This window comes from Nocardioides humilatus (assembly GCF_008373755.1).
Taxonomy (GTDB): Bacteria; Actinomycetota; Actinomycetes; order Propionibacteriales; family Nocardioidaceae; genus Nocardioides; species Nocardioides humilatus.
In genome coordinates this window covers 139,737-162,915 of sequence record NZ_VUJV01000007.1, presented here as the reverse complement: position 1 = coordinate 162,915, position 23,179 = coordinate 139,737, and the positions used below count along the sequence as shown (strand labels likewise).

Genomic DNA, 23,179 nt, shown 5'->3' with positions numbered 1-23,179 from the left:
GGATCCCACCGGTAACCGCGCGGGAGGTCGGAGCCTTCCTTGAAACAGGCCGTCCCACCGGCACGGTTGTCCGCCGGGGCGTACTCATTTCGAAGGAGCCGGGGCGAGCCGACCCTGTTCGTGGAGGCAACCCCGATAGCGTCCGGGAGTGGCCAGTTCTCGACGATCCGGCGCTCGTCGACGCAGCACCGCGCCACGACGGAGCGGCGCGCGACAGTCGCCGCGGCCCCTGCCGGTCGCCGGTCCGGGCGAGCGGATCTGGGTGCTCGACGTGCCCTACGGGATGCAGGTCGACGGCGCCACCTGGCACCCGGCCGTCAAGACCCACCTGTACGTCGGGCGCAACCTGCCCGAGCACCTCCGGCCCTACGCCCCGGGCCCGCACACGCTGGGTCGGTTCATCGAGAACAACCTCAACCCTGGCGCACCGACGCCGAGCCCGGAGCCGTCCGGCGACCTCGAGCCGCGACGGATCCAGTTCGAGGCAGCCGACGCGATCGCGGAGCGCGCCGCGGCGGGCGGACGACAGTTCCTGCTGGCTGACGAGCCTGGCGTGGGCAAGACGATCTCCGCGGTCCTCGGAGCGACGGCGGTCGGCTCCCTCCGCGACGCCAGTCGGGTGCTCGTCGTGGCCGATCGTCCCGCTGCGATCACGATCGGCCACTGGTGTCGCACGATCACGGCCCTGGGCGACGGCGGCCTCGAGTGGGTGGTGATCACCTGGGACCGGCTGGACAAGGCCAAGGATCACCCGTGGGACGTGATCATCGCCGACGAGGCCCACGCTCTGCGACGTACGACGACGAAGCGGTGGAAGCTGTGGGCGCGGATCTCGGGCCACGGGAAGCCGCACGACAAGGCGCCGTTCGTCATCGCAACGACCGCGACGCCCGGGCACACGCCTCTGGAGCTGCCCTACCTCGCTCCGGCCTATGCACAGGTGCTCGGGGAGCCGATGAAGGAGTGGACCTCAGCGACCCAACCCGGCGCCGCGTTCGCCGCCGCGCTCGAGCGGCACGGCGTCGGGGTCGAGCAGGGCCGCTACGGCGCGACGTGGACCACCGACGCCGCGCGCCGCGCCGCTGATCTCAAGCTGGTGCGCGGCTGGCTCGAGGACGAGCGGCCCCCAGCGATGCTGCACCGCGCCGCGCCGTGGGGACCGGTGCCGATCTCCGGCATGCCGGTGGCGCTCACCCCGGCGGAGCGGACCGCCTACGAGGCCGAGTGGGGCGAGTTCTGTCGTGAGATGGACATCGCCCGACGCGGCCGCAACGTCGCGAAGGGTCGAGCAGCGCTGCTGCGCTTCCGGCAGAAGGCCGGGCTGATCCGGGTCGACTCCACGGTCGCCTGGATCGCCCAACAGGTCGATGCGGAGCGGCAGGTCGCGTGCTCGGTCGAGTTCGTCGCGACCGCCGCCGATCCGATCGTCGACCGGCTGCGCGACTCCGGCATCGAGGTCGCCACGATCTACGGACGCGACCGGTTCGACCCCGAGGCCGAGCGGCTCCGGTTCCAGACCGGGCAGGCGAAGGTCTGCGTCTTCACGACGGTCGCGTCGATCAGCCTGCACGCCGGCGAGACGCTCGCCGACGGGCTCCAGGCGAGCACCGAGCCGCGGGTCGGCGTCTTCCACCAGGCCCGCTTCTCGGGCATCGCCGCACGGCAGGTCACCGGTCGCACCCACCGCGACCACCAGGTCTCGCCGTGGCACATCGCCTACGCCGAGGGCACCGTCGAGGAGCAGGTCGGCAAGGTCATGGTGGAGCGGATCGCTGCTGCCTCCGACACGGTGGGAAGCGATACGACCGGCCTCACCGACGTCGCCCAGCTCCTCGGGGCCGACTGGTTGCCGTCCACGACCCTGACTGACGACAGCGCCTGACCGCCCGCGTCCCTGCGATGTGATCGGGCGCGGGTCCCTTACCCTCCTCGCGTGCGCATGTCCTGGACCGTCTTCGCCGCCCTCCTCCTTCTCACGTCGGGATGCGCGGGCCTTGATCTTCAAAAGCCTGGCGAGCAGGCGAGCGAGGACACCGACCTCGCCTTCGACTACGTGGCCGTCGGTGGGACCGGAACGATCGACCAGACCCTGACGATCACCAACTCGTCCGACGAGGCCGCCGTACCCACCCTTTCGTTCGTCGCGCTCGACAGCAGCGGCCGCCCTCTCCCGCGCGTCGAGGTGAGCACGGTCTACGGCAGCGACAGTGGACTGGTGGTCGCGCCGGCGGACTACGAGGTGTTCGACATCCTGAGGTTCGAGGGCGCCGGCGCAGATCGCGTCGAGGACGTCGACGTCACCGTCGAGTCGGTCGATTCTTTCCCCGATGCAGGCACGGTCTATCCCACGATCGACTACCTCAGCTCCTCAGGGCGGAGCGTGCCCTACCCGAGCCAGGCGGCCACCGTTCGCGTGAAGAACCCCGGCGCGCACGACTACGCCGTACGGCTCGTCGGCATCGCCTGGAACCGGCCGGCGCCCGGTCACTCGCAGCAGGCGCAGAGCGTGACCCCGGTCGGCAGCTTGGTGAAGGTGCCCGCAGGTCGATCGGTCGATGTGCCGGTGCCGGCCCATCTGCGCGCAGGGTTCGACAGCCTGAAGTGCTACATCTCGACGAACTAGTCGATTTTCGTCCCGCGATTTCTGCAACCTCTGGAGACGGAGCTGCATCTAGTGCTCGTGAGGATTCCCCTGCCCATCGCGGGCCGTACCGTCATGATCGCTGCCATCGCCTCCTGCGCGCTGGTCTCCACCCCCGCCGCCGACGCCGCCGCAGCCAAGACCTGCATGGGCAAGCGCGCGACCGTCGTCGGCACTGACGGCAAGGACACGTTGACCGGCACCAACGGCCCGGACGTGATCTGGGCCGGCGGCGGCAACGACACGATCTCCGCCCGCCGTGGCGACGACCTGATCTGCGCCGGACCTGACGCCGACACGGTCAACGCCGGCAACGGCGCCGACCGCGTCTTCGGCGAGGGCGGCAACGACGAGCTCGACAGCAGCACGGGCCACGACGACGTCGTCGACGGTGGCGCGGGCAAGGACACCCTGCTCGGGTCGAGCGAAGGCGCGGTTCTGCGCGGTGGCGCCGGCGACGACGAGCTGACCGGCAAGGAGGAGGGCGTCCTCCTCGACGGCGGAGCGGACGACGACCGGTTGCTGGCGCAGTGGATCGGGCTGGTGCTGCGCGGCGGCGACGGTGACGACTTCATCGACGGCTATTGGGCCCGCGACGCCGACCTCGACGGCGGGGCCGGCGACGACACGATCGAGACCAGCGGCGGCCTCGACGGCAGCGCCGCCAAGCCGATCCGCGGGGGTGCCGGCAACGACACGATCCTCGGCCAGGGCGGCAAGGACTTCATCGACGGCGGCTCGGGCAGCGACACCATCGACCTCGGCGAGGGCGAGGGCGGCTGGGCCGCGGGTGGCACCGGCAACGACGTCATCACGACGGGCACCACGAAGACGACGACCCTGCGCGGAGACGACGGCAACGACACCCTCACGCTGACCGGCACCAACTCGTCCGCCGACGGAGGCGCAGGCGCTGACGACATCAACGGCGGCCTTTGGAACGACACCCTGACCGGTGGCGACGGCGCCGACACGATCCACGGCGGCGAGGGTGACGACAGCCTGGCGGGCGACGACGGCGACGACCACCTGTGGGGCGAGCTGGGGGTAGACGTCTGCACCGGTGGCGGCGGCTACGACGACTGCGACGGCGGCCCGCTCGGCACGCACGAGCCGAGCTCGGACGACCCTGACCTCTGCAAGTCCGACGTCGAGGTCAAGCACAACTGCCGCGCTGAGGCGGCGGACTGGTCGGGCACTGCCGACGGCACCCTGACCCACTCGGGTGGCGTCACGGAGACCTGGTCGGCATCGATCGACCTCGACGAGCTCGCGCCCGACTACTACTGGGCGGGCGATGCCGATATCGCGTGGCGCGTCGACGGCACCGACAGCGCCGGGTGCGTCTACGACGGCGGCGCCGCCCTCGACGGTCGAGCCGAGCTCGCGACCTTCGACGACGACTACTCGCTCAGCGTCTGGGGCACCACCGTCTACGCCGAGGTGCAGGTCGACTGCCCCCACGAGGATCCGAAGACGGTGCTCTACTACCCGCTCAACACCAACTCCGGAGAGGCCGACGACGTACCCCTGCCGCCGGCACCCCTCACCCACCTCACCGGTACGGCGACCTACGTCCCGCTCAACGCGCCCGAGGGCGAGGTCACCTGGAGCTGGGACCTGACGCGGACTCCGTGATCAGAGCTCGGCGCGCTGCTTGAGCCCGGCGTTGAGCTCGTCGTGGTGCGCCTGGATCGTCGCGGCACCCATGAGGGTCTTGAACACCGGGAAGAACGCCCCGGTGACCTCCTCGGTGTGCGTGACCAGGACCGTGCCGTCGGGCTGCGGCTCGATCTCGAGGGAGCGATCGCCGGCGAAGAACCGGTCGTGGGCGATGTTGCCGTGCCAGGCGAAGCGGCGGCCGGGGTCGACGTCGGTCAGCGTGACCTTCACGTTGACCGACGGACGACCATGCATCACCAGCTTCACCTTGCAGGTGCTGCCGGTCCGCAGCTCGCCCTTGATCGAGGGCACCGACGGGTTCCACCCCGACCAGCCGGCGAAGTCACTGATGACCTCCCAGACCCGGTCGGCACTGGCAGCGACAGGAAACGTGGTCCGGTAGAGCGCCATGGCGCGAGATTAGTGGCCGCGGCTACCGCGTGGGCGTGGATCGCCGGCGTGCGAGGAGCTGTGCGACCGCACGCCAGCCGAGCATCGTGACCACGAGGAAGATCGCGGCGACGACGAGGAAGCCCGTGGCGAGGCCGCGACCGGACGCAGCGCGCAGAGCCATGCCCAGCGCGTAGGTCACCGCGAGCACCGTGACTCCCCCGGGCCAGAGCCGTCGTACGTCCTGACCGCGCGACGTCAGACCGACATGAGCCAGTACGGCGGCCAGCGCGAACGGCCAGGCGATCACGAGGACGACCCACCACGAGTCGTCGCCGTCGTGGGTGTTCTTCCCGCCGGCAGCCAGGGCGAGCACGCACGCTAGATCGGCGAGGAGCGGCCAGAGCCAGCGGGGCGCCGTACGCGCTTCGGTCGTCACGCAGCTAGCGTCCCAGCCGGGCGCTGCCGCGATGCGGAGGGACCCCGTTGCAGGATGGATCCCATGGCCCACGTCACTCGGTTCGACCACATCGGCATCACCGTCTCCGACCTGGAGGCAGCGTCAGCGTTCTTCGTCGGCCTCGGACTGGAGGTCGAAGGCACCGGCGAGGTCCAGGGCGCGTTCGTCGAGGCCGTCTGCGCGATCCCCGGAGCGCACTGTCGGATCGTGATGCTGCGGATGCCCGGCAGCGGCACCCGGCTGGAGCTGTCGAGCTTCGTGACCCCCGACCACCTGCCCGGCTCGCCCGACGCGATGGCCAACGAGGTGGGCCTGCGCAACGTCTCGTTCGAGGTCGATGACCTGCAGGCCGCGGTCGACGCGGTAGCGGCCGACGGCTACGGCCTCGTCGGCGGCATCGGCGAATACGAAGGCGCCGTCCGCATGGCCTACGTGCGCGGCCCGGACGGCATCGTCGTCTCCCTGTTCGAGCAGCTGTGATGAGTTCTCGCGCTCCTTCCCGTCATACGTGCGACAAGGACGGACAGCGACGGAAGGATGAGGGCGATGGCTGTGGACACGCAGTTGAAGGAGCACAGCATGGGCGAGGTCGACGAGGCGGCGTTCTCGGCGCTGGCCGAGCGGCACCGGCGCGAGCTGCACGTGCACTGCTACCGGATGCTCGGGTCGTTCCAGGACGCCGAGGACGCGGTGCAAGAGACTTACCTGCGCGCCTGGCGCAGTCGGGAGACCTTCGAGGGCCGGTCGACCTTCCGCGCCTGGCTCTACCGGATCGCCACCAACGCCTGCCTCGACCAGATCGCCAAACGGCGCCCGCAGCCCGCGACCGGCGGCGAGGTGTTGTGGCTGCAGCCTTACCCGGACGCCCTGCTCGACGAGCTCCGCGCCGACGAGGCACACGAGCCTGAGGTCGTCGCGGTCGCTCGGGAGACCATCGAGCTGGCCTACCTGGTCGCCGTCCAACACCTCGCGCCGCGGCCGCGCGCCGTCCTGATCCTGCGTGACGTCGTCGGCTGGCCCGCGAAGGACGTCGCGGACCTCCTCGGAGACTCGGTCAACTCCGTCAACAGCGCGCTCCAGCGTGCCCGTGCGGGCCTGCGTCAGCATCTGCCGGCCGAGCGGCAGGACTGGACCGGCACCGAGGACGACGCAGCGACGCTCGAGCTGGTGCGTCGCTACACCGAGCTCAGCCTCGCGACCGACATCGACGGGATCGCCGCGCTCCTCCGCGACGACGTCCGCTGCTCGATGCCGCCCACGCCCGGTGTCCAGCTCGGCCGCGACGCGGTCGTCGCCGAGTGGCGTGAGAGCGGCTTCGCGGACCTGCCGCGCCTGCGCACCGTCCTCACCTCCGCCAACCGCCAGCCAGCGATCGCGTTCTACATCTGGCACGAGGACCAGGGCGCCTACCTGCCGCTCACGCTGGACGTCCTGGGCATCGTCGGTGGCGCGATCGCCGACATCACGACCTTCCACGACGACCAGTTCGCCCGGTTCGGGCTGCCCGAGCGTCTGGCTGAGGTCAGAGCGTGACGCCGAGGTCGACAGAAGTACGACGCGGCGCGAGTCCGATCGCGCAGCCCACCCCGACGAGGAGCACGCCGCCGACGCCGGCGGCGGTCACCGACTGAGCCCCGAGCACCACGCCCAGGACCAGTGCGACGGCGGGCGCCAGCCCGAGCAGCACGCCTGCGCGATCGCCGCCAAGGGCGCCGACGGCCGTGTACCAGCACGCGAACCCGAGCACTGTGACCGGCAGCGCGATGTAGAGGATCGCCACGACCTCGCCGGCCGTCGGGTCGCGCCACTGGTCCTGCTCCCCCACCACCGCGATCACCGCACCGCCGGCGGCTGCGAGGAGGCAGCACCAGGTCGAGACCGCCAGGGCCCCGAGTCGCTTCAGTACGCCGACCGCCAGCACCGTGAAGCAGACCTCGCCGAGCAGCGCGAGACCGGCGAAGAACAGACCGATCGGCTCCCACGAACCGCCGCCGGCCATGACTCCGACGCCGATGACGACCAGCGCAGCCCCAACGAGCACCGCTCGCGCCGGGCGCTCCCGCGCCAACGCCGGGGTGAGCACAGCGAGCACGAGCGGTGCGGCCCCGACCACCGCGCCGACCAGGCCGGGTTCGGCGTCACGCTGAGCCAGCAGGATGGCGAGGTTGAAGCCCAGCAGGCCGGTGGCGGCGAGCCCGACGAGAGCAACCAGGTCGCGCAGACCAGGGATCACCAACGGACTTCCGGCACGTCGTGCGGAGACCACGAGCCACACGAGCAGGGCCAGCCCCGCGATCGCGTAGCGCACCGACTGGGCGGTCAGCGGAGGGAAGTCCTGGAGGGTCCCGACGACGGGGATCGACGACCCCATCATCGAGGTCGCGAAGGCGCCGGCGGCGATCGGCAGCAGCCGGCCGCGCACCTGATCACTCGTCACACAGCACGCCCGTCGAGGTAGACGCCCCGGATCCGGCCGGGCACTCCCGTGAGGTCGTCGACCGCGCCTTCGACAACGACCAGGTCGGCCCGCTTGCCGGGCTCCAGCGTGCCGCGGTCGTCGGCGACTTTCAGCAGTTCCGCGGCCGACCTCGTCGCGGCGTGCAGCGCCTCGACCGGTGACATCCCGATCTCGACGAGGTAGCCGAGCTCGTCGAGGTTGGTGCCGTGCGGCCCGATCCCGCAGTCGGTGCCCATCGCGAACCGGACCCCCGCTTGGTAGGCCCGCTTCATGCTGGCACGGTGCTCCGCAACGACGGCCTGGGTCTGCGCGACCGCCGTCGCCGGGATGGGCACGCCGGCGGCCGCCGCCTTCAGCACCGACTGGGGCGCGTGCATGGTCGGCACCAGCCAGGTGCCCGCGGCGAGCATCATCTCGATCGACTCGTCGTCGAGGTAGATGCCGTGCTCGATCGAGCGGACTCCCGTGCGCACGGCCCGCTTCACCCCCGCCGTGCCTTGGGCGTGCGCCATCACCTCGATGCCGGCCGCGTGGGCCTCCTCGACGAGGGCCGCGACCTCCGCGTCGGTGAACTGACCGTGGCGCGGGTCGTCGGTCGGCGACATCACTCCTCCCGACGTCGCCACCTTGAGCACGTCGGCGCCGGACCGGATCATCTCGCGCGCCTTGCGACGTACGGCGTCGACGCCGTCCGCGACACCGTTGGGCCGCCCGGGATGCGCCGGGATCAGGTCGACGTGGGTGCCGCAGAGCTCCCAGGTGTCGCCGTGCCCTCCGGTCTGGCTGATCATCTCGACCGCGATGTGCATCCGCGGTCCCGGGATCAGGCCGGTCTCGACCGCTCGTTTGGTGCCCAGATCGGCGAGGCCGGCGTCGCGCACGGTCGTGACGCCGCCGGCGAGTGTCTTGCGCAGGTTGTCGGCCGCCATGAAGAAGTTGAGGCTGAACGGGGTCGCCATCATGCGCAGGTGATCGAGGTCGGTGAGCATCACGTGGACGTGGCAGTCGAAGAAGCCCGGTGAGACGAACGCGCCGCTGCAGTCGACGGCCTCGTCACCGTCGAGCCCGATCCCGACCTCGAGGATGCGACCGTCCTCGACGAGCACGTCGGCAGCTGCCGGCGCGGCCAGCGTGCCGTCGTAGACCGTCCCGCCGGTGAAGACGGTGCGCGTCATGGCCGGCTCACGAGCTCGGCCATCCGAGCCATGCCAGGCGGTCCCGCAGCCGCCATCCGCTCCAGCGCATGGTCGAGCTCCGGCGAACCCGGATGCCCGGGCGGGATCCGTGCCGGGTTGAGGGCGACCTGGCTGGCCCATTCCTTGATGTCCGCCTCGGCACCGAACGACGCCGCGGCGCGGCCGCCCATCACCGTCATCCGGATCCAGCTCTCCATCGTGTCGGGGAAGGGCGTGGAGGGGCAGAGCCGGTTCTTCTCGTCGTCGTCGCGCCGGGTCGCCTCGACGTAGCCGGTCAGTGCGGCACCGAAGCAGGGGAAGCCGGCCCGGATCGGCTGAGGCGTGATCTGCTCCGGCGCCCAGACCGGACGCTGCGGCGGGTACTTCAACCCGTCGGCTGCGCAGTGCACGACGACCGCGTCGGCGGCGATCCTGACCGTCCCGTCGGCAAAGGACAGCTTGCCTTGCCCGACGGCGCCGATGTGACCCCGTCGTACGACGTTCTGGATCGTGCGCAGCTGCTCGAGCTCCCACGTCGCGAGGGTGGGCGCCTTGGCCATCGTGGGCATGACCGAGCGGTCGATCCGGACCATGATCCCGGCGTCCTCCAGACGGAGGAAGAGGTCCTCGGGCGAGCTCGCCGCCGCCCCCGCCTCCAGGGTGTCGGCGACCATGCCGAGGAAGATCGCGGGGTCCGGCTGGACCACGCCGCGGTTCGTCATCCAGGGGTCGCGCGGCCGCACCCAGCAGATCGCATCAGGGTCCACTCCTCGCGAGAGCAGCCAGATGCAGGAGTCGGTGGCGGTCTTGCCAGAGCCGACGACGACGTATTGGCTCGGCGCCTCCTCCAGCCTGGCGAGCGCGTTGACCGGCACCACCCGCGCGCGGTCCTCGACGGCGAACGGCGGCGGCTTCTCCGCCGGGATGCTCGGCGCGAGGTAGCGGGCGTCGACCACCCGACAGCGCTCCGGCACCTCAAAGGACTCCCCCGAGATCCGCGACACGAAGGTCCGGTCGCCGAGGTGCTCGCTGTTGGGGAAGAACTCGACCTTCCCGGACTCGACCATCCGCTCGAGCATCCGCGCGTAGTAGGTGCAGATCTCGGCCTGCGTGGCTCGCTCCTGGAGCCCCTCCTCCGGACCCCGCTGCTGCAGCTGTCCCCCGCCGAGCAGCGTCGACGAGACGCCGTAGAACGCCGACGCCTGGTGCAGCCGCACGAAGGGATAGGCCTCGAGCCAGTGACCGCTGACGCCGTGGCGCCGGTCGACGAGCGCGACCCTCACATCGGCGTGGTCGATCAGGGCGTCCGTGAACGCCATCCCCATCGCACCTGCGCCCACCACGAGGTAGTCGGCGTTCACCGCGCGTGTCACGGACTCACCAAAGCACTCCAAGGCATGCGCCGTCCCGGAAACACGATCAGCCGACAGCGATCTCGGGCAGCCCCCAGAAGAGCCGGTGGTCCACCCACTCGCTGAGGTAGCCGACGCCGGAGGTGTAGCCCGACCCGCGCGCATCACCGAGCATCCGGGTCGCGAGAGTGACGTGGGTCGACTTCCAACGCCGATGACTCGCTTCGAGCGCCTGGAGAAGTGCGCCGATGGTGGCCACCTCCGCGGAGTGTCGGTCATGCGCGACAGCGTCCCGATACGCCGCAGCCATCGTGTCGTGTCCCTCGTCGAGCGCCGCCTGGACCGAGGGCACGTTCTCGAAGGCCGGGGACGCCAGCCGCGTCTCTGGAGGGCGGCCGCAGAGCGTCTCGAACCGCTTGTACTGCTCGGACTGGATGGCACTCGCGCCGTCGGTGAACTCGCGGAAGGTGTGGAAGGCCTCGGGACGCATCGTCGCCACCAGCCGGAAGAGCGTCGCGTTGCGGTCCATGAAGGTGACGACCTCCCCGAGCAGCCGCACCGCCTCTGCAGGATCGTCGGCCCGCACGGCGGCGCACGCGTCGCGGAGGCGCCAGCACATCCCGGCGAAGGACATCTCGTGCGCCTGGAGGACGCGCATGAAGAAGTATTCGTCGTGCACGGTCGACACCGGCTGCACAGTGAGCTCGAGCCACTCCCCGACGTGGGCGAGCGGCAGGTCCGTAAGCCTCAGCAGCAGAGCCGGCAGGTCCGCCTCCGGATCGCGGGCGATCGCAGCGAGGAGCTCGTCGGACTCGGCGCCGAGGTGGGACGTCATGAACCGGAACGAGTGACGCACCCGGGTGCGCAGTGTCCGCGGGTCCGGACGGCTCAACGCGGACACCTCCTTGAGCCGGTGGGCCGCGCACAGCTCGTGGCGGACGATGTCGGCTGCCAGGAGCGCGGCCAGGCTCGAGGGCAGCAACTCGTGCTCGTCCAGCATCACCTCGAGCACCGGGAGGCAGAGATAGGTGCGGTTCCAGAAGTGCCCGTCGTGCTTGTCGAGCACGCAGCCGAGGAAGGCATCGAGCGACGGGTCCCTGCCGCCGTACCTCTCCCTGATCGCCGCGAGCCGCGCCAATCGGTCGTGCTCCAGGAAGTGCTTGCCCACCCAGCGCACCTCGTGGGTGACCAGGCGACCGAGCACCAGCGGGTCCAGCTCGTCATAGGGAACCGACGGGTCGAGCCAGTGGTCGAGCTCGTCGCTCAGGAACGCAGCCGCGGCCTCGCGCGACACCTGGATCGCACAGCTGCTCTCCACAGCCGCCCGGAGCGACTGCCGGGAAAGTCCGCTCCCCGCGGTCATGCGCCCACAGTGAACCTCGGCCGTCCGAGTTGTCCATGATCGGAGTGAGTTGCGTGAAACAGGCTCACGAAACTCACTCCACTCAGCCCAGCCTCCTAGTCCGGCTGGCCGCGGAACTGCGCCAACCGATCACGCAGCCCGCTCGGGATCAACGCCTTCGCCCCAGCCGCGTAGTCGAACGCCACCACGAGCGTCTCCCCCTCGGCAGCAACGGCACCGTGCCGGTGACTCACCGCCCGGTGCTGCATCACGTAGCGGTCCGCCTGGATGTCGCCGATCCGCGCACCGACGGTGACCGTGTCGGGATAGGTCAGCGGGATGCGGAACCGGCAGCTGGCCGAGTGGACGATCGGACCGACACCCTCGGAGTCGCCCGCGCCCTCCGCGAGCTCCTCGAAGCAGCGGATGCGAGCGGTCTCGAAGTAGCGGAAGTAGACCGTGTTGTTGACGTGCCCCATCGCGTCCATGTCGCCCCAGGCGACCGGGATCTCGATCTGCACGGGGTAGTCGGCCAACAGCTCGGCGATGCGGTCCTCAGTCACCGGCACAGGCTAGCGAGCGAGATGACCCCGGTTACGAGCGCCACCGGTGGGTACCACGACCATCGTGCGGACCCTGAATAATCGCTACGAGCTCCGCGAGCTCATCGGACGTGGCGGGATGGCAGAGGTCCATCGTGCCTACGACCGCCACCTCGACCGCGAGGTGGCGATCAAGACGATGCACGCCGCGATCCTCGGCGACGTCGACCATCAGCGCTTCTCGATCGAGATGCGGCTGCTGGCCCGTCTCAACCACGCTCACCTGGTGACGCTCTTCGACGCCGGGTTCGACGACGACGGAGCCCGTCCGTGGCTGGCGATGGAGCTCGTGGACGGCCCGTCCCTGGCCCGCCGGCTCAGCGATGGCGCGATGGATCCTGACGACGTCGCCCGGATCGGGGCCGGACTTGCCGCAGCGCTGGCCCACGTGCACGCCAACGGCATCGTGCACCGCGACGTGAAGCCCGCCAACGTCTTGCTGGCCCCCGACGGGCAACCCAAGCTCGCCGACTTCGGCATCGCGCGCGCCATCCACGAGCGTTCCGACCTGACCGGCGCCGGCTGGACGATCGGCACGGCGTCGTACCTCTCGCCCGAGCAGGTCAAGGGCGCACCCGTCACGGGCGCGAGCGACGTCTATGCGCTGGGCCTGGTCCTGCTCGAGGCACTGACCGGGCTGCGCGCCTACGACGGCACGGCTCCCGAGGCAGCCATGGCTCGTCTGCACCACCAGCCCCTGATCCCGGTGTCCCTCGGCGCCCTGTGGATCCAGCTGCTCGACGCCATGACGGCGATCGACCCGCTCGAGCGCCCGACGGCCGACGCGGTCGCTTCAAAGCTGATCGGCATCGGCGGCGGAGCGCCTGTGGGAGCACCACTCCTGCTGGACGCGCCAACCGCCGCCCTCTCCGTGGCCTCTCCCTCCGCGATCCCGCCCGACCGCCCACGGTGGCACCGCCGGGCGGCCTTAGCGGCGGCGGCCGTCGCTGTGCTCGTCCTGATCTCGGCCGGCGCCGGCGAGATCTTCGACGGCTCGTCGCCGCAGCAACCGACGGCCGCTGCCGAGACTCCGTCAGCATCAGCGTCGACGAAGGATCCCGACCTCGCCAAGGGCGTGGCCCCGGTCCAGCAGCCCGTCACGCAGCACCAGCCGCGCGTCTATCCCCACAAGAAGGCACACCACCACAAGGCCCACGGCAAGAAGCACGGGAAGAAGTCCGGCCACCACAAGCGGAAGTGAGGTCAGTGCACTCGTCGGAGTGCTGACCCGCCCGCGGGCGGCCGTCGCGGCGGCGGGTCGGGTTCGATGACCTCGTCGATCTCGAGGAAGTCCTCGAGATCGGAGAAGTCCTCCTCGGTCTCCTCCTCCACGATCAACGAGGTGAAGACCTCGTCGGGGCCGAGCAGGACCGCGAGCACGGCCGGGGCGGCCACGGCGACGATGTCGTCCACGGAGGCCGAGGCGATGGGCTCCAGCTTCACGAGGTAGCGCGCAGTGCCGATGGCGAACAGCTGACCGGCCACCAGTTCCCACTTCATCGTGGAGATCGGCCGGGTGCCGCGACTCATCCGCCCCATCGTCAGAGCCCGGTTGAGCCATCGCAGCAGTCGGGGCAGCTCGTCCCCGGCGCGCGGGGACCGCTCGATCACCCTCAGCATCCGTCGGCTGGTCCGCGGGTGCTCGCAGAGGAGGAGGAACCGCCTCACCAGCTGGATGGCGAGGTCTTCGGTGGGGTCCAGGCTGCGCATGTCAGGACTGATCGTGCCAGCCCCGCGGCAAGAACGGCGATGTCAGCCGTTCGCCGTGCGGATCATGCGACGCATCTCACTCGGGATCGGCCGCGCCAGCAGGATCGGGTCGTCGAGGACCCGCCGGGACGTCACCGCCCAGATCCGTCCGGTGTTGTCGGTGCGGCCCCGCGGAAGGAGCCACGGCCCGCCGCTCGCCCCACCCGTCAGGGGGCAGTCGTGCATCGAGGCGTCCTCGCCCTCCTCGAAGCGCACGGTGCGGCCGTCGCAGCGCTTGGCCGTCTCCCCGTCGTACGGCGCCTCTGCGGGCCAGCCCCAGATCCGCACGCCCCACTCACGAGGCGCCTTCCCCCAGACGACCTCGTTGCCGCCGGTCTCGTCGACCAGCCGCTTCCGCCCGTGCCGCTTGAAGGCGACGATCGCCTGGTCGAACGTGAAGTCCTCGTCGTTGATCCAGCCGTCGAACGCCCAGGCGTTGTTGGCGACCCACTCGCCCAACGGCGCCCGGCCGTTGCGGTACCGCGGCACGTAGAGCCAGTCGCTGTAGAAGTGCGGCTGCTGCAACAGCCCGACGTTGGGCCCCGTGTGCACGCAGTGGCCGGCCGTGATGACCTGGTTGCGCTTCTTGGTGTCGATCGCCGAAGCGGTGCACACCGCATCCGCACCGTTGACGTTGAAGAAGAGCTTCCCCGTGGACTTCGGTGCCCGGACGTCGCGTGGGGCGGTGCGCGTCGCGTCGTCGCCGCTCCCGTTGCCCCCACTGCTTCCGAGACTCAGCCCGTCGACCAGGTCCTCGATCGGCAGGGCAGCGCGCATCCGGGCAGAGGTCCAGTAGGACCTGACCTCCCGAGCCGTACGCCGACCGGTGGGTGCCGCGGAAACGTGACCGCGCGACGTGACGACCGCGGTCGAGCGCGGCGAGGAACCGCCGGGGTCTGCCTCGGCCGCCACGTTGAGCGTCGTCGACACCAGCGCGGCAGCGGCAAGAGCAGAGAATGCCCGGATCGTCCTCACGCACAGCAAACTGCCGGGGCGCGCCCGGGTCACGCCGGACCGTCAGCCGACAGCCGTCAGGCGTCAGCAGCGACGGTCGCGGAACCGGACCTCGCGGGTCCGCTTGAGGACGTCGCCGTCACGATCGGTGACGACCGTCGTCGTGATCACCCGGTCGCACTTGCGCACGATGGTCTGGCTCGACATCGCCGGTTCGCCGAGGCGTCCCCCGCGCGAGTCGGGACCACGGGTCGACTGCGTCGTTGCGGTCGTGGGTGAAGCGGCCGCCACGGTCGCGAGGACCGCGATCGCAGCGACGAGTGCCTTCTTCATGGGGGAGTCACGTCTTCTCGTAGGGAGAGCTAGGCGTTACCCACTCAGCGACGGCTCATCCCCTGTCGGCCACCCATTGCGCCAGGACGTCGAGCACCTCGGGCCGGTCGAGCCAGGTGAAGTGGCCGGCGTCGTCGATCACGACGAGGTCGGGATCAGGCAGCCGGCGCGCGATGCGCTCGTGCTGCTCGACGGAGCAGAAGTCGTCGTAGCGACCCGCGAGCAGGAGCGTCGGGCACGCGATCTCGGCTAACCGGTCGACCGAGCTCCACCGGCCCAGCGCTGCGAAGACGCGCGCGCACGTGTCGGCTGACACCAGCGCCGGGTCGATCCGGCCGCTGATCTCGGTGGGGTCGAAGTGCCGGGCGAAGAAGGGCGCGAGCTTGCGGTACATCTCCACGAGGCCGGCGTCGGTGCTGGGCAGCTCGCCGAGCAGCGCGGCCAGCTCGGCCGGCGGCGGGGGTCCCTGGGGGTCGTCGGGCGACTCGGTCACGCCGAGCTGGCCGGGCGTCGTACCTGCCAGGACGAGGGAGGAGATCCGGTCCGGGTGCCGCAGCGCGGCCTCCTGGGCGACCCAGCCGCCGAAGGAGTGGCCGAACAGGGCGAACCGGTCGATCCCGAGCCCGTCCGCGACCGTCACGACGTCGTCGGCGAACAGCGACATCTCGACCTCGCCCGCGGGGAGGTCGCCCGACCGGCCGTGGCCGCGGTGGTCCCAGAAGACCAGCTGGCGGTGCTCGGCGAGCGGGTCGAGCGTCCGGTAGAGGTCGTGGCTCATGCCCGGTCCCCCGTGGGCGACGAGAAGCGGGGCTCCCCTACCGACGACCTCGACGTGCAGGCCGGAGATCCGTGCCGACAGCGCCGCCGCGGTCATCGCCGGCTCCCGTCGACCGCCACGGGACGGAATCCCGTGCACACACCGTCGAGCGCAACGACGTAGCCGCCCCTGACGGTGACCACCTCGAGGTGCTCGAGCTGGTAGCGCCCGCCCCCGACCGCCAGCTCGATCCGCGCCCGCACCACGAACTTGTCGCCGATCGCCTGGACCGACGAGGAGTGCGGTCGCGACGCGTCGACACCCGCGACCGCTCCGGCCAACTCGTCGACGAACGCCTCGGCGCCGTGCAACGTGCGGAAGTCCCCCGGCATGAGGAGGCGCGAGACCACGTCCGGGGCGAGGACCTCCCGCAGCGTGTCGAGGTCAGCCGCCGCGTAGGCGGCGGCGTAGGCGGCGGCCACCTCCTCGTCGTTGGCCGGAAGCAGTGTTGCGGGGCGGTGCGTCAGCTGGCTGGTCATCGGGTCCTCCTCGGTGTCGGCCCGGGATCGGGCACTCACCCCAGAGGCGCGCGATCGACGGTGGCGTCCGCCAGATCAGATCTGGCGCCCTGCAACCGGGACGAGCGGAACAGGGACGAGCAGTGCGCTGAAGGAGCAGAATCCATGCCCGTGAGCGGTCGGTTGGTCGGACGCGGCCCCGCGCTGGGGATCGCCGCCAGTGCGCTGTCCGGCGCGCTCAAGGGCTCCGGGCGGGTGCTGCTCGTCGGCGGCGAGCCGGGGATCGGCAAGACCGCCCTCGCCAGGGCCGTGACCGAGGACGCCTGGGCCGCGGGTGCCCAGGTGGTCTGGAGCGCCTGCCCACCGATGGGCGCGCCGGCGTACTGGCCCTGGACCCAGGTCGTGCGGGAGCTGGCCACGCACTGCCCTGTGCCGGCCGCCGCCGAGCGCCTGCTGGGGCTCGCCGGCCATGCGACGGACCCCGACGACGCCACGGCTCGGTTCGAGCTGCACGACGCGGTCAGTCGCTTGTTGGCCGACGCCGCCCGCCTCACCCCGGTGCTCATGGTCATCGACGACCTGCAGTGGGCTGACAAGGGATCCCTCGACCTCCTCGACGACGTCGCGCGCGGGCTGGGCGGGCGGGCCGTCCTGCTCCTGGGCACCTACCGCGACCTCGAGGCCCCGGAGGCACTGGATCGGGTCGTGACCACCGTGGACGGCATCACCTTGGGCGGACTCGACGACGAGGCCGTCCTCGGGTTGATCACATCCATCACGGGCACGGCTCCCGCCCTCGAGGACGCGTCCGCGCTGCGCGACCGGACCGGCGGCAACCCGCTCTTCGTCCGGGAGATCGCCCGGCTGATCGTCGCCTCCTCCACGAGCGCCTCGGCAGCCCCGCTGCCGGCGACGGTCGCCGAGACGCTCCGCCGTCGCCTCGGCGCGTTGGGCGAGGACTGCCGTGAGCTTCTCGCGGTCGTCGCGGTCGCCGACACCGGGGACGCTGCGCTGCTGGCGTCCGTGGCTGGCATCGCAGAGACGGCGGCGGGACGCCTGCTCAGCGACGCCGCCACGGCTCGCGTGCTCCACGACCCCAGCACGCTCGGCGTGTCCGACTCGCGGCCGTTCGTCCACGACCTCTACCGGGAGGCGGTCCTCGCGGACCTCGAGCCGGCCCGCCGACGAGCCCTCGAAGGAGCCGTCGGGCACGCCCTCGCCCACCGCGGGGACGCCGCCGCCTCGCGGGTAGCACGGCACCTGGTGGCTTCCCTTCCCGACGGCGATGGCGAGGCCGTCGGCTCGTGGGTCGTCCGGGCCGCCGAGGAAGCCACCGCCGCGCTCGCGCACGAGGAGGCCGTGCGCTGGTACCGGACGGTGCGCAGCCCCGACGCCGGCCCCGAACTTCTCATCGCGCTCGGCGAGGCCGAGCTCCGCGCCGGCGATCCGGAGGCGGCGACCACCTTCCGGGCCGCGGCGGATGCCGCGCAGGCGGTCGGCGACGGCCACCGCCTCGCCTCGGCCGCGCTGGGGCTCCACCGGATCGGCGCGCGTGGCGACCACGACGAGCTGCTGGCCCTGCTGGACAGCGCGATCGCCGCAGTGCCTCTCGGGTCCGCCGAACGGGCCCGCCTCTTGGCAGCGGTTGCACGCGACCGGCGTCACTCCCGCTGGTCGGCAGCCGACTGCCGTGCGCCGGCCGAGGAGGCGGTCGCCGAGGCGAGGGAGTACGGCGACCCGCGTCTGGTCGCCGAGTGCCTGCTCGCGCTGCACGACGCGCTGTGGGAGCCGGGAACAGCGGAAGCCAGGCTGCCCGTCGTCGAGCAGATCGCCGCGGCGGCGGCCGACGCGGGCGACGCGGAGCTGGTCGCCACCGCGACCGTGCTGCGCGCCGCGTGCCGCATCACCCTCAACGACCCGCGCGGCGTGGCCGACCTCGCCACCTACTGCCTCCTCGCCGAAGCACTCGGGCACGCCCGCGGCCGCTGGGAGGCGCTCAGCCGTCGCGCCACCCTCGCTCTCATCACGGGAGCGGTCGATGACGCCGCGCGCCTGGCGGCGGAGGCCCAGGAGCTCGGCACCAGGATCGGCATCCCCGACGCGATCGGCGTCAACGGCACGCTCACCTGGCCGCTCAGCCAGTTCACCGGGACGCGCGGACAGCTCGTCGACCAGTGGCGCGACATCGACCTGCTCCCCCTGCGCGGCGCCTTCCTGGCAGCCGGCGCCCGCGCGGCAGGAGATCACGACGAGGCACGACGCCACGCCCTCACCGTCGACCTCGGCGCCATCGAGAACTCGACCGACCTGGAGTTCCCCGCCCTGGCCGCCGAGGCGCTGGTGGCCGCTGGAGCGACACCAACCGCCCGGGCGTCGTACGACTCGCTGCTCCTGCACGCCGGCACCAACGTGCTGGTCGGTGGCTGTGCGTCCTACTGGGGCCCCGTCGACCTCTTCCTCGGGCAGCTGGCCGTCGGCCTCGGCGACCCGGCCGGAGCCGCGCGGCACCTCAGAGCGGCGGAGCAGATGGCGACGACGCTCGGCGCTCCGCTCTGGGCTGAGTACGCCGGCCGCCTCCTGCGCGAGCTCGACCAGGACGGCGATCGGCCCCGCCTCAGCCGTGACGGTGGGGTGTGGACCGTGCGGTGGGCGGGAGACGAGGCACACGTGCCCGACTCCAAGGGCGTCCGCGACCTCGCCCAGCTCCTCGACAACCCGGGTCGGGAGATCGCTGCGACCGAGCTCATGTCGGGCCGACCGGCGGCGGGCGCCGACCCGGTCCTCGACGACCGGGCGAAGGCCGCCTACCGGCGGCGGCTCGACGATCTCGACGCCGAGATCGACGACGCCACGCTCGACAACGACCTGGGCAGGGTCGAGCGCGCCCAGGACGAGCGGGACGCCCTCATCGCGATGCTCACCTCAGCGGTCGGGCTCGGTGGTCGCGACCGCCGTCTGGGCGACGACGCCGAACGAGCCCGCAAGGCCGTCAGTGCGCGGATCCGTGACGCCATCGGACGGATCGCCGAGGTGCACCCTGAACTGGGGCGTCACCTGGCCGACACGGTCCGCACCGGCAACGCGTGCTGCTATCAGTCCGTGGTGCGGTAACGACCCCGGAAGTAGAGCAGCGGCTCGGTCTGGTCCTGCTCGGACGTCTCGAGGTGCTCCACCTTGCCGATGACGACGTAGTGGTCACCGCTCTCGTGCACCGACTGGATGGTGCAGTCGAGGTGGGACAGCGCACCGCCGATGACCGGCGAACCGGTCACCTCGGCGGGGCGCCAGTCGATGCCCGCGAACTTGTCGGAGCCCTTGGTCGCCATCTGGTTCGACACCGACTCCTGGTCGGCCGCGAGGATGTTGACGCAGAACCGCCCGGTGCGCTGGATCAGCGGCCACGCACGCGACGACTTGGCCGGCACGAAGAGCACCAGCGGCGGGTCGAGCGAGACGCTCGAGAACGACTGGCAGGTCATGCCGACCGGCTCGCCGTTGCTGACGGTCGTGATCACGGTGATGCCCGATCCGAAGGTGCCCAGCACGTCGCGGAACCGACGGGCGGCGGCCTGCGCAGCCGGGTCGTCGCCGACCGGGACGTCCTCGCCGGGCCGGAACTCGAAGTCGACCTCCGCGTCGCCGAGCCAGTGGTCGATGAGAGCAGGGTGCGGCCAGGTCTCGCGCGCGTCCGGGCTCATCCCGTCGGGGATCTCCCCCTCGGGCACCTGGTGCGACGTCTCCCTGGACATGCTGGTCACGCTATCGATCTCAGCTTCCGCCACCGAAGTCGTGGCCCCAGTACGAGACGGCCGTCGACTCGCGAGCGACCCACCGCTGATCCTCGACGCGCAGGCCCTCGGTGCCGAACTCGATGTCGAAGCCACCGGGCGACTTCACGTAGAAGGACACCATCTCGTCGTTCATGTGGCGACCGAGCGTGGCTGAGAGCTTCGAGCCGTTCTTCTTGACCCGCTCGAGCGCCCGACCCACGTGGTCGAGCTCGTCGACCTCGAGCATGATGTGGACGCACTTCGACGCGTTGGGCATCGGCAGGAATGCCAAGGAGTGGTGCCGCGGGTTGACCCCGAGGAAGCGCAGCCAGACCTTGCTGCCCGGCTCCTTGCCGACGAACTCGCCCGGCATGCTCATCGAGTCGCGCAGGCGGAAGCCGAGCACCTCGGTGTAGAAGCGGAGCGCCTCCACGTCGTCGAGCACCGGCACCACGATGTGGCCCATGCCCTGGTCGCCCGTGACGAACTTGGCGGCGTACGGCGTCACGACGGGTCGCGACTCGTAGGTGATGCCGTGGAAGAGCTCGAAGACGTTGTCCCACGGGTCGCGGAAGCGGACGAGCTCCTGGACGCGACGCTCGTCGAGCTCCTCCTTGGAGCCCTCCTCGAAGTCCACGCCGGCCTTCTGCAGGTGCTCACGAGCAGCCTGCAGGGCCTGGTGGTCGGCGACCTCCCAGCCGGTGCAGTCGAGCTGGTCGACGTCGGAGGGGAAGACCACGATGCGGGCGGAGACCTGGTCGAAGCGCCAGTACTGGTTGTCCGGGTTGGGTCCGCGGCCCTCGGCGAGGCCGAGGACCTTGCCCGCGAAGGTCTTCCAGGCGCCCAGGTTGGTGCTCGCGACGCGGACGTAGCCCATGGACTTGATGTCGATCGTCACTTCTTGTTCCTCTCGACGTGGCCCGCGAGGAAGGTCGTGCAGACCTTGGCGAACTCCTCCGCGGCCTCGATCTGGGCCCAGTGCCCGCAGTTGGGGAACACGTGCAGCTGGGCGCGCGGGATCTGCTTCAGCGCGACGAGCGCACCGTCGAGCGGGTTGACCCGGTCCTCGCGGCCCCACGTCAACAGCGTCGGCTTCTTGATCGCGTGGACCTCACGCCAGAGCATGCCGTCCTCGGCCCACTCGGGGTTCCAGAAGGACGCGCCCATCGAGCGCATCGCCTCCATCGAACCCGGCGCCGTCGCGTCGGCGAACCGCTCCTCGACCAGCGCGTCGGTCACCAGGGACTGGTCGACGACCATGCTCGAGATGAAGGCCCGCAGCCGCTCGCGCGTCGGGTCCATGCTGAAGTCCATCAACCGCTGGACGCCCTCGGTCGGGTCGGCGTGGAAGAGGTTGAGCGAGAGCCCGCCGGGTCCCATGAGGACGAGCCGCCCCACGCGGTCGGGGTAGGACAGTGCGAAGCGGGTCGCCGTACCTCCGCCGAGCGAGTTGCCGAGCAGGTGGACCTTCTCGATCTGCAGCTCGTCGAGGAACTTCACCAGGTAGTCGGCCGAGTGGCGGAAGTAGTTGGCCTTGACCTCCGGCTTGTCGGACTGCCCGAAGCCGGGCTGGTCCACGAGGAGGGTGCGGAAGTTCTCCGCGAAGCGCGGGAGCGCGGAGCCGAAGTTGCTCCATGCCGACGCGCCCGGCCCGCCGCCGTGCAGCAGCACGAACGGCAGGCCGGCGCCGATGTCGGCGTGCGCCTCCCCCGCCTCGTAGTAGTTGAGGGTGATGTCGCCGGCCTTCGCGGAGCGGCGGACATCTTCCTTCGCAAAAGGCATCAGTACATCCCGGGGTCGACCTTGTGGCCGAACTGCTGGGCGCCGTACATCTGCAGGGCACGCTCGGGGTCGTTGGCGGCGTGCACGCGACCGGCGTGCGAGTCGCGCCAGGCGCGCTGCAGGTAGGTGCCCTCAGCGAGCGCCCGGCCACCGGACGCCTCGAACAGCGCGTCGATCGCCTCAATGGCGCGCGCGGTGCCGAGCACCTGGTCGCGACGGACCCGGAGCCGCAGTTCGAGCGGGATCTCCTGGCCGCGGGCGACCAGGTCCTGCTCCTCGCGGATGTTGTTCATGAGCAGCGCCCAGGCCGCGTCGATCTCGGAGGACGCCCGTGCGATGCGGACCGCGGCGAACGGGTCGAGCGAGGCCTTCTCACCGAGGTAGGCGGCACGCACGCGCTTCTGCTGCATGTCGACGTGCTCGGCGTAGGCACCCTTCGCCATACCGATGATCGGCGTCGCGATGGTGCTGGTGAAGATCGAGTGGAAGGGCAGCTTGTAGAGGTCGCTGGTGTTGACCGCCTGACCCGGGCCCTTGCACTGGCCGGTCTCCCCCATCGAGAGCGTGAACGCCTCGGGGATGAAGGTCTCCTCCACCACGATGTCGTTGGAGCCGGTGCCGCGCAGGCCGACGACGTTCCAGACATCGACGATCTGGTACTTCTCCCGCGGGACCATGAACGTGCGGAAGTCGACGATCTGGCCCTCCTCGTTGAAGACGAGGCCGCCGAGGAGCACCCAGGCGCAGTGGTCCGAGCCGGAGGAGAAGCTCCACTTGCCAGAGAGCTTGAAGCCGCCCTCGGTGATGACGGCCTTGCCGGTCGGGGCGTACGACGAGCTCAACCGCACGTTCTGGTCGTCACCCCACACCGCCTGCTGCGCCTCGTCGGCGAAGAGGGCCACCTGCCAGGGGTGGACGCCGACGACGCTGGACACCCAGCCCGTCGAGCCGTCAGCCGAGGCGATGTCACGCACAGCGGTGTAGAAGTCGATCGGGTCGGCCTCGTAGCCGCCGTACCGCTTCGGCTGGAGCAGCTTGAAGAAGCCGGTCGCCTCGAGCTCCTTGATCGACGCCTCGGGCACCACGCGCAGCCGCTCACCCTCCTCGCCGCGCTCGCGGAAGGTGGGAAGCAGGTCGCGCACGCCGTCGAGGACGGCCTGGACCTCGGGGGTTCGGTTCATCTGGGAGCTCCTGTCAGAAGTTCGGTGTAGCAATACTAGAACACGTTCTAGTT

Annotated in this window: 23 protein-coding genes; 7 read left to right on the top strand and 16 right to left on the bottom strand. The window is 70.9% G+C overall.

The window, feature by feature from the left end:
* The first annotated feature begins 148 nt into the window (after window positions 1–148).
* From F0U44_RS19225 to F0U44_RS19215, 3 genes are read left to right on the top strand one after another with little or no spacing between them, the layout of a single operon-like run.
* A complete protein-coding gene (locus tag F0U44_RS19225; RefSeq protein ID WP_149729985.1) occupies window positions 149–1,882 on the top strand; it encodes a DEAD/DEAH box helicase in 1,734 nt (577 codons plus the stop codon).
* A gap of 51 nt (window positions 1,883–1,933) precedes the next feature.
* Entirely contained in the window at window positions 1,934–2,623 is a 690-nt protein-coding gene (locus tag F0U44_RS19220) for a hypothetical protein (RefSeq protein WP_149729984.1), read from the top strand.
* Between the two features lie 57 nt (window positions 2,624–2,680).
* A complete protein-coding gene (locus tag F0U44_RS19215; RefSeq protein WP_149729983.1) occupies window positions 2,681–4,279 on the top strand; it encodes a calcium-binding protein in 1,599 nt (532 codons plus the stop codon).
* On the opposite strand, the gene F0U44_RS19210 is transcribed toward F0U44_RS19215, so the two are convergent.
* Complete coding sequence (locus F0U44_RS19210; RefSeq protein ID WP_149729982.1) at window positions 4,280–4,714, bottom strand: SRPBCC domain-containing protein; 435 nt, start codon at window positions 4,712–4,714, stop codon at window positions 4,280–4,282.
* A 22-nt stretch (window positions 4,715–4,736) separates the two neighbouring features.
* Window positions 4,737–5,132: a DUF3054 domain-containing protein gene (locus tag F0U44_RS19205; protein ID WP_149729981.1), complete on the bottom strand. Its 396-nt coding sequence runs from the start codon at window positions 5,130–5,132 to the stop codon at window positions 4,737–4,739.
* A gap of 63 nt (window positions 5,133–5,195) precedes the next feature.
* Between F0U44_RS19205 and F0U44_RS19200 the strand changes: the two genes are divergently transcribed.
* Both F0U44_RS19200 and F0U44_RS19195 read left to right on the top strand, forming a co-directional pair.
* Window positions 5,196–5,633: a VOC family protein gene (locus F0U44_RS19200; RefSeq protein WP_149729980.1), complete on the top strand. Its 438-nt coding sequence runs from the start codon at window positions 5,196–5,198 to the stop codon at window positions 5,631–5,633.
* 66 nt (window positions 5,634–5,699) lie between these two features.
* On the top strand, window positions 5,700–6,686 hold the full coding sequence (locus F0U44_RS19195) for an RNA polymerase subunit sigma-70 (RefSeq protein WP_149729979.1): 987 nt from the start codon (window positions 5,700–5,702) through the stop codon (window positions 6,684–6,686).
* On the opposite strand, the gene F0U44_RS19190 is transcribed toward F0U44_RS19195, so the two are convergent.
* From F0U44_RS19190 to F0U44_RS19170, 5 genes are all read right to left on the bottom strand, one after another.
* Entirely contained in the window at window positions 6,676–7,590 is a 915-nt protein-coding gene (locus F0U44_RS19190; protein WP_223163758.1) for a DMT family transporter, read from the bottom strand. The genes F0U44_RS19195 and F0U44_RS19190 overlap by 11 nt on opposite strands.
* A complete protein-coding gene (locus tag F0U44_RS19185; protein WP_149729978.1) occupies window positions 7,587–8,786 on the bottom strand; it encodes a metal-dependent hydrolase family protein in 1,200 nt (399 codons plus the stop codon). Before F0U44_RS19185 ends, F0U44_RS19190 begins: the two co-directional genes overlap by 4 nt.
* Window positions 8,783–10,159 (bottom strand): NAD(P)-binding protein, encoded by a 1,377-nt coding sequence (locus tag F0U44_RS19180; RefSeq protein ID WP_149729977.1) that lies wholly within the window; start codon window positions 10,157–10,159, stop codon window positions 8,783–8,785. Before F0U44_RS19180 ends, F0U44_RS19185 begins: the two co-directional genes overlap by 4 nt.
* Before the next feature lie 46 nt (window positions 10,160–10,205).
* Window positions 10,206–11,501, bottom strand: a complete 1,296-nt coding sequence (locus F0U44_RS19175) for a tryptophan 2,3-dioxygenase family protein (RefSeq protein ID WP_149729976.1) — start codon at window positions 11,499–11,501, stop codon at window positions 10,206–10,208.
* A 95-nt stretch (window positions 11,502–11,596) separates the two neighbouring features.
* Complete coding sequence (locus F0U44_RS19170) at window positions 11,597–12,043, bottom strand: acyl-CoA thioesterase (RefSeq protein ID WP_223163757.1); 447 nt, start codon at window positions 12,041–12,043, stop codon at window positions 11,597–11,599.
* 46 nt (window positions 12,044–12,089) lie between these two features.
* Here F0U44_RS19170 and F0U44_RS19165 point away from each other — a divergent pair, with 46 nt between their 5' ends.
* A complete protein-coding gene (locus F0U44_RS19165; RefSeq protein ID WP_149729975.1) occupies window positions 12,090–13,283 on the top strand; it encodes a serine/threonine-protein kinase in 1,194 nt (397 codons plus the stop codon).
* A 2-nt stretch (window positions 13,284–13,285) separates the two neighbouring features.
* On the opposite strand, the gene F0U44_RS19160 is transcribed toward F0U44_RS19165, so the two are convergent.
* From F0U44_RS19160 to F0U44_RS19140, 5 genes are all read right to left on the bottom strand, one after another.
* Window positions 13,286–13,792, bottom strand: a complete 507-nt coding sequence (locus F0U44_RS19160; protein ID WP_149729974.1) for a TetR/AcrR family transcriptional regulator — start codon at window positions 13,790–13,792, stop codon at window positions 13,286–13,288.
* A 42-nt stretch (window positions 13,793–13,834) separates the two neighbouring features.
* A complete protein-coding gene (locus F0U44_RS19155; protein ID WP_149729973.1) occupies window positions 13,835–14,806 on the bottom strand; it encodes a trypsin-like serine peptidase in 972 nt (323 codons plus the stop codon).
* Window positions 14,807–14,869: 63 nt separating this feature from the next.
* On the bottom strand, window positions 14,870–15,118 hold the full coding sequence (locus F0U44_RS19150; protein WP_149729972.1) for a hypothetical protein: 249 nt from the start codon (window positions 15,116–15,118) through the stop codon (window positions 14,870–14,872).
* Window positions 15,119–15,173: 55 nt separating this feature from the next.
* Window positions 15,174–15,992 (bottom strand): alpha/beta fold hydrolase, encoded by an 819-nt coding sequence (locus F0U44_RS19145; RefSeq protein WP_149729971.1) that lies wholly within the window; start codon window positions 15,990–15,992, stop codon window positions 15,174–15,176.
* On the bottom strand, window positions 15,989–16,414 hold the full coding sequence (locus F0U44_RS19140) for a nuclear transport factor 2 family protein (protein ID WP_149729970.1): 426 nt from the start codon (window positions 16,412–16,414) through the stop codon (window positions 15,989–15,991). The genes F0U44_RS19145 and F0U44_RS19140 overlap by 4 nt, the downstream gene beginning before the upstream one ends.
* 144 nt (window positions 16,415–16,558) lie before the next feature.
* Between F0U44_RS19140 and F0U44_RS19135 the strand changes: the two genes are divergently transcribed.
* Window positions 16,559–19,504, top strand: a complete 2,946-nt coding sequence (locus F0U44_RS19135; protein ID WP_149729969.1) for an ATP-binding protein — start codon at window positions 16,559–16,561, stop codon at window positions 19,502–19,504.
* Here the strand turns inward: F0U44_RS19135 and F0U44_RS19130 are convergent.
* Genes F0U44_RS19130 through hsaA form a run of 4 tightly spaced genes read right to left on the bottom strand, consistent with a single transcriptional unit; the run spans window position 19,486 to window position 23,126 of the window.
* On the bottom strand, window positions 19,486–20,142 hold the full coding sequence (locus F0U44_RS19130; RefSeq protein WP_246160662.1) for a flavin reductase family protein: 657 nt from the start codon (window positions 20,140–20,142) through the stop codon (window positions 19,486–19,488). The genes F0U44_RS19135 and F0U44_RS19130 overlap by 19 nt on opposite strands.
* Window positions 20,143–20,161: 19 nt before the next feature.
* Window positions 20,162–21,061 carry an iron-dependent extradiol dioxygenase HsaC gene (hsaC, locus tag F0U44_RS19125; protein ID WP_246160661.1) on the bottom strand — a complete coding sequence of 300 codons (900 nt, stop codon included), beginning with the start codon at window positions 21,059–21,061 and terminating at the stop codon, window positions 20,162–20,164.
* A complete protein-coding gene (hsaD, locus tag F0U44_RS19120) occupies window positions 21,058–21,945 on the bottom strand; it encodes a 4,5:9,10-diseco-3-hydroxy-5,9,17-trioxoandrosta-1(10),2-diene-4-oate hydrolase (protein ID WP_149729968.1) in 888 nt (295 codons plus the stop codon). The genes hsaC and hsaD overlap by 4 nt, the downstream gene beginning before the upstream one ends.
* Window positions 21,945–23,126, bottom strand: coding sequence for a 3-hydroxy-9,10-secoandrosta-1,3,5(10)-triene-9,17-dione monooxygenase oxygenase subunit (hsaA, locus tag F0U44_RS19115; protein WP_149729967.1), 1,182 nt, complete (start codon window positions 23,124–23,126; stop codon window positions 21,945–21,947). Before hsaA ends, hsaD begins: the two co-directional genes overlap by 1 nt.
* Between the last annotated feature and the right edge of the window lie 53 nt (window positions 23,127–23,179).

What these genes read in the sequence shown, in the direction of transcription:
- F0U44_RS19210 (WP_149729982.1), bottom strand. Translation starts at nt 4,714, where the DNA reads ATGGCGCTCTACCGGACCACGTTTCCTGTCGCTGCCAGTGCCGACCGG.
- F0U44_RS19200 (WP_149729980.1), top strand. Translation starts at nt 5,196, where the DNA reads ATGGCCCACGTCACTCGGTTCGACCACATCGGCATCACCGTCTCCGAC.
- F0U44_RS19195 (WP_149729979.1), top strand. Translation starts at nt 5,700, where the DNA reads ATGGCTGTGGACACGCAGTTGAAGGAGCACAGCATGGGCGAGGTCGAC.
- F0U44_RS19185 (WP_149729978.1), bottom strand. Translation starts at nt 8,786, where the DNA reads ATGACGCGCACCGTCTTCACCGGCGGGACGGTCTACGACGGCACGCTG.
- F0U44_RS19175 (WP_149729976.1), bottom strand. Translation starts at nt 11,501, where the DNA reads ATGACCGCGGGGAGCGGACTTTCCCGGCAGTCGCTCCGGGCGGCTGTG.
- F0U44_RS19160 (WP_149729974.1), bottom strand. Translation starts at nt 13,792, where the DNA reads ATGCGCAGCCTGGACCCCACCGAAGACCTCGCCATCCAGCTGGTGAGG.
- F0U44_RS19150 (WP_149729972.1), bottom strand. Translation starts at nt 15,118, where the DNA reads ATGAAGAAGGCACTCGTCGCTGCGATCGCGGTCCTCGCGACCGTGGCG.
- F0U44_RS19145 (WP_149729971.1), bottom strand. Translation starts at nt 15,992, where the DNA reads ATGACCGCGGCGGCGCTGTCGGCACGGATCTCCGGCCTGCACGTCGAG.
- F0U44_RS19140 (WP_149729970.1), bottom strand. Translation starts at nt 16,414, where the DNA reads ATGACCAGCCAGCTGACGCACCGCCCCGCAACACTGCTTCCGGCCAAC.
- F0U44_RS19135 (WP_149729969.1), top strand. Translation starts at nt 16,559, where the DNA reads ATGCCCGTGAGCGGTCGGTTGGTCGGACGCGGCCCCGCGCTGGGGATC.
- F0U44_RS19130 (WP_246160662.1), bottom strand. Translation starts at nt 20,142, where the DNA reads ATGTCCAGGGAGACGTCGCACCAGGTGCCCGAGGGGGAGATCCCCGAC.
- hsaD (WP_149729968.1), bottom strand. Translation starts at nt 21,945, where the DNA reads ATGCCTTTTGCGAAGGAAGATGTCCGCCGCTCCGCGAAGGCCGGCGAC.
- hsaA (WP_149729967.1), bottom strand. Translation starts at nt 23,126, where the DNA reads ATGAACCGAACCCCCGAGGTCCAGGCCGTCCTCGACGGCGTGCGCGAC.